The organism is bacterium (assembly GCA_040755795.1).
Lineage (GTDB): Bacteria > UBA9089 > CG2-30-40-21 > CG2-30-40-21 > SBAY01 > JBFLXS01.
Genome location: JBFLXS010000290.1, coordinates 1 through 5,174, shown reverse-complemented (window position 1 = coordinate 5,174; position 5,174 = coordinate 1). Strand labels below are relative to the sequence as shown.

Annotated in this window: 4 protein-coding genes and 1 pseudogene; all 5 read right to left on the bottom strand. The window is 35.9% G+C overall.

Annotation, left to right across the window (positions count from 1 at the left end; genetic code table 11):
• Positions 1-178: 178 nt before the first annotated feature.
• The gene (gene murB, locus AB1414_15015) at positions 179-1,069 is read right to left on the bottom strand and encodes a UDP-N-acetylmuramate dehydrogenase (protein ID MEW6608732.1); all 891 of its coding nucleotides are present in this window, start codon (positions 1,067-1,069) and stop codon (positions 179-181) included.
• The gene (locus tag AB1414_15010; protein MEW6608731.1) at positions 1,047-1,196 is read right to left on the bottom strand and encodes a hypothetical protein; all 150 of its coding nucleotides are present in this window, start codon (positions 1,194-1,196) and stop codon (positions 1,047-1,049) included. The genes murB and AB1414_15010 overlap by 23 nt, the downstream gene beginning before the upstream one ends.
• Entirely contained in the window at positions 1,197-2,627 is a 1,431-nt protein-coding gene (gene murC, locus AB1414_15005; GenBank protein ID MEW6608730.1) for a UDP-N-acetylmuramate--L-alanine ligase, read from the bottom strand.
• Positions 2,628-2,683: 56 nt separating this feature from the next.
• A complete protein-coding gene (gene murG, locus AB1414_15000) occupies positions 2,684-3,784 on the bottom strand; it encodes an undecaprenyldiphospho-muramoylpentapeptide beta-N-acetylglucosaminyltransferase (protein MEW6608729.1) in 1,101 nt (366 codons plus the stop codon).
• A gap of 175 nt (positions 3,785-3,959) precedes the next feature.
• Positions 3,960-4,993: pseudogene (gene ftsW / locus AB1414_14995) on the bottom strand (putative lipid II flippase FtsW).
• Positions 4,994-5,174: the final 181 nt, after the last annotated feature.

Sequence of the window (5,174 nt, the reverse complement as noted above, 5' to 3'; positions counted from 1 at the left end):
GTATTTAGTGTTTATTCTGAAATCAACATTGTGAGATCAACTCAGCTTTTGTGATGTACTGATATTGAAAACTAACATTTTGTACAATATGCATCTAAATTTCTTTTCTCTACTTTTTATTTTAAGAAAAGGTAGGAAGTTCTTCCTGCTAACTCTTTCTTATTAATAGAAGAGTAGGTTAGCTTCCGGTTATAATAACTTCTTCTTCCAAAGGAACTTCGAAGCGTTGCATAACCTCTTCCTTCACCCTTTCAATTATCATCAATACATCTCTTGCCTTTGCTCGGCCTAAATTTTCAATGAAATTGGGGTGTTTTTCAGAAATCTTTGCATCTCCAATTCTTAAATCAGCCAATCCAGATTTCCTAATTAGCTCTCCTGCATTGCGCTTTTCAGGGTTTTTGAACATACATCCGAAGCTCTTTGTATATAACGGCTGAGTGTTTTCCCGTAATTTCAGCAATCCCTTCATTTTACCTTCCACCTTTAATCTTTTACTTTCCTGAAGCTCCAATTCTCCTTCCAGGATTATGTATCCATTTAGATTACTTTTTCTATATGAAAAGCGTAAGTCTTTTTTGAGTATAGTCTTAACTCGGGCCGAAGAATCCATTATTTTCAGCCAATTTACTCGTTCCAAAATTGATGCTCCATATGCACCTGCATTCATAAAAATTGCTCCACCAAAAGTACCAGGAATTCCGGTTAAGAATTCTAATCCGCCTAAACCCAGATTAGATACTTCCATCAATAAATGAGGTAAGGCTATACCTGCACCAATAATTACCTTTCTCTTGTCTGCTACTATATGCTCAAAATCATCTGTTAATTTAAGTACTACACCACGAATTCCTCCATCTTTGACCAATAAATTTGATCCTCCACCAACCAAAAAATAAGGTATTTTGGAATTTTTGCACAATCTAATTAATCTTTTTAATTGACTTTCGTTTTCCACTTCTATAAAATAATCAGCTGGTCCTCCAATTTGGATAGATGTATGAGCGCTCATAGGCTCATTTATCTTAATCCTTTCTGTAACCTTCTTAAGTTTTGTAATAAATTCCATCTTTTTTTAATCTCTCCACCAATTTATCAGCCACTTTCCATACGTCTCCTGCTCCAAGAGTGATTATTAAGGTACCTTCTTGCAGATTAGAGAGTAAGTGATTGACTATATCACTCAACTTTTGCACTCAAAACTTCTTTTTGGCTGAAATTAGCGGTTTTCCTAAAACGTGGTTGTATAATATTCGCGAAAATTCGTGAGGCGGCTTCTTCTGATTTTCAGCTAGGATAAGCCATTCTAGCCGCCTCATTCGCGGAAATTCGTGAAAAGACAATCTATCAATGCAAAAGTTCAGTATATCATTAAAATCCTCAATATAGATTACATTAGGGTGATTAGCTTCTTTTAAGCCATCTACAATTACCTTTGAAGATATACCTTTGATCGGTGACTCTCCAGCAGGATAGATCTTTCCTACTATGACCTGTTGGGCATCGAAAAAACATCTCCCAAACTCCTTTCTTAAATATTTTGTTCGGGTGTATCGATGAGGTTGAAATACTGCAATTATCTTTCTATTCCATCCCGCTCTGGCTGACTTTAAGGTTGCCTTTATCTCTGTTGGATGATGAGCGTAGTCATCTACAATTAATATACCTTTGATATTGCCTTTGATCTGAAATCTTCTGTCAACTGATTGAAATTCAAGTAAGGCATGAGCAATATCCTGAAATGAAATCCCTAATTCCAGTCCTACTGCTATTGCGGCTAAGGAGTTATTTACATAATGGACTCCTGGTAGATTTACCCTTACCTTTCCTAACTTTTTATTCTTGCAGAATGCATAGAATTCAGAACATAGACCTCCAAGGACAATGTCCTTTGCTCTAATCTCTGCCTCTTCTACGGTACCATAGGTGATAAACCTTCTTTTTATTTTACTTACTAACTCTCTTATATTTTCACAATCGATACATAAGATACTACATCCATAGAAAGGGACAGAATTAATAAAACTCAAGAATGCCTCTTTTATTCTTTTCAAGTTTTCATAATAGTCTAAATGCTCCATATCTATATTTGTTACAACTGAAATGAATGGTCGAAGGCGTAAGAAAGTTCCATCTGATTCATCAACTTCAGCTACTAAATATCTTCCATTACCAAGGCGTGCATGGGAGTTGATATTACGAAGTCGACCACCAATCAAAATGGTAGGATCTAACCCTCCCCTACTCAATACAAGGGATATCATTGAGGTGGTAGTGGTTTTTCCATGAGCACCAGATACAGCAATTCCCTCTTTTAATCTCATCAATTCATGGAGCATCTCCGCTCTTGGAATTACTGGTATTCTATGTCTCTTAGCATATCGTATTTCCAAATTGTCTTTTGGAATGGCTGAAGAGATTACTACTATATCTGCATCTTTAATATTTGATTCGTTATGTCCAATATAAACTTTTGCGCCCAAATTGCACAATCTGTCCGTTACGTTAGTCTTTGAAATATCCGAGCCAGAGATTTTATACTCTAAATTCAGCAATAATTCAGCAATACCCGACATTCCAGCTCCACCAATACCTACAAAATGAATAGACCTGTTCTGTTTTAACATTTCTCTATCTTCAAGAAGGCAGAAGAGAAAGGGGAGTGGCAGAAAGGGTAAAAGATTTATTTCTGCCTTTTTAACCTTCTGCCTTCCTTTTTAAGGGAGTATATCAATTCTACTAACTTTTGAGTAGCAGAAGAAATCCCTATGCCTCTTAGGTTCTCTTTCATCTTATTTAATTCTTCCTTATCGTTTAGCAATTCTAAGATCTTCTTGGCTAATAGATTTCCACTTAGATCCTTATCTAAAATCATTTTTATCTGCCCTTTTTTTTCTAAAACTTCTGCATTTACCAATTGATGGTGAGATGCAGCATACGAATATGGGATGAGTATACAAGGTATCCTGCATTTAATAATTTCCGAAATGGTTGTTGCACCAGCTCTACAAATTACTAAATCAGCCACTGCATAAGCATTTTCCATCTCTTGGATATAAGGGAAAACTTGAATACCAATTTTACTTTCCTTTACATGCTCCAGCATCCAATCATAATCCCTTACACCTGCAATATGGATTATCTGTAATCTATTTGATACCTCTTCTAAATAGGGAAGAGCATCAATTATCGCATTATTAATCGAATGTGCTCCAAGGGAGCCCCCAAAGACAAGGATTGTAAATTTACGAGAGTCCAGATTAAAATGACTTAATCCAGATATCCTATCTATTTCACCGATTCTTTCTCTCACTGGATTCCCAGTAATAATTGCTTGGTGTAAATACCTTTTTGACTCAATGAAACTCACAGCCACCTTATCTGCCACTCGAACCAATATCTCAGTGGCTAAGCCAGGTCGAACATTTTGTTCATGGATGAGTGTAGGAATTCCTAATAGGTGTGCGGATATAATAGGAGTAAAACTTGCATATCCACCCATACCAACTACTACATCTGGTTGGAACTCTTTCAAAAAAAGGATAGACTTTACGAAACCTTCCATTATTTTCCAAACGAATTTAATCGTACCGAGAGATAGAAATCGCCTATTCCATTCTCTTACATCAATTTGAGTAAAACTGAATTCACATGCTTCTCGAGACTTCACTTTTCCTATAAATCGGATTTCCGTTTGATTCTCTCTTTTTTTCAATTCCCTTGCTATTACGATTCCAGGATAGATATACCCCCCTGTACCACTCACTGTAATAGCAACCTTCAAACCATTCCTCTCCTGTCCCTTTTCTTTCTTTTCAAAAAAGAAAGAAAAAGCGACTCAAAAAGAAAGAAAATTCATACTAACAAGGGACAACATGTAAAAAGTTTTTACGGATTCAAGGAGTGCAATCCGACTCCGATAGAACGGAAAATCTTACATCGATGTAAGATTTTGGGTTCTAAAGGAACTTCACCTTATCTGGCTTTTCTCCCCTTGAGATATTTAATAATATTCCTACTGCTACCATATTAGCAACGAGAGAAGATCCACCAAAGCTAATGAAAGGTAGTCCCAATCCTGTAGTAGGTAATAATCCTGTAACCACAGACACATTCAAGATAACTTGGATAATTATCATGCAAGTTATTCCAACACCAAGAAAATTTGCAAATAGATCCTGTGCCCGACAGCTAATCCTTATTCCTAAGATTGTAAAACCTAAGAAAAGTAATAAAATGAAGCTACAGCCTATAAATCCGACTTCCTCTCCAATAATAGAAAATATGAAATCTGTATGAGGTACAGGTAAGTAAAAAAGCTTTTGAGTTGAATTTCCTACACCAACTCCAGATAACCCTCCTGCTTTTAAAGCTAAGAAAGACTGAATTATCTGATAGCCTTTATCCAAAGGATCATCAAAAGGAAATAGATATCCTATAATCCTTCTTCTTCTATAAGGGACGTTCCAGATCAAGGTGTATAAAAAAGGTAGAGAAAAGAGGAATAGGCAACCCAAGTGTGAAATCCTTCCTCCACCTATTAGAAACATGACTAAAGAAAATGTAACTATAGAGATTGCAGCTCCTAAACTTGGTTGTAGAGCAGTCAAAATAAAGATAATTGATAATATGATGACAAAAGGAGTGAATCCCTTTAGGAAAGAGGTCACTACCTCTTGTTTTCTGGATAGAAAGTTGGCTATATAGATTATCAAAGCCAATTTTACAAATTCAATCGGTTGACCAATCAGCAACCATCTTCTCGCTCCTCTTATCTCTTTTCCTATCCAAGGGAAGAAGACAAGTATTAATGAAAGGATCCCAACAATTATAAGAGCTATGGAGTATCTCTCCCAAACCTTATAATAATCTGACTAAAAAGCCACATAAACATAAATCCTATAATTGCCCAAAGTATTTGTTTTTTCAAAAAGTAGAAAGAGTCATTGTTAAATCTTTGTGAGGCTAATATAGAGGATGAAGAATAGACCATGATGATTGAAATACTGACTAAAGTGATAGTAATTAACAATAAAATTAGCCCTTCTTTTGATTTGATCATTGTAATTCCGCAACTAACCTTTTAAATGTAGCTCCCCTTTCTTCAAAATCCCGAAATTGATCAAGGCTTGAAGTACCTGGGGATAGGAGTATACAATCTCCCTTTCTTGCCT

Coding starts and splice junctions, on each gene's coding strand:
- murB (MEW6608732.1), bottom strand. CDS start 1,069: ATGGAATTTATTACAAAACTTAAGAAGGTTACAGAAAGGATTAAGATA.
- murC (MEW6608730.1), bottom strand. CDS start 2,627: ATGTTAAAACAGAACAGGTCTATTCATTTTGTAGGTATTGGTGGAGCT.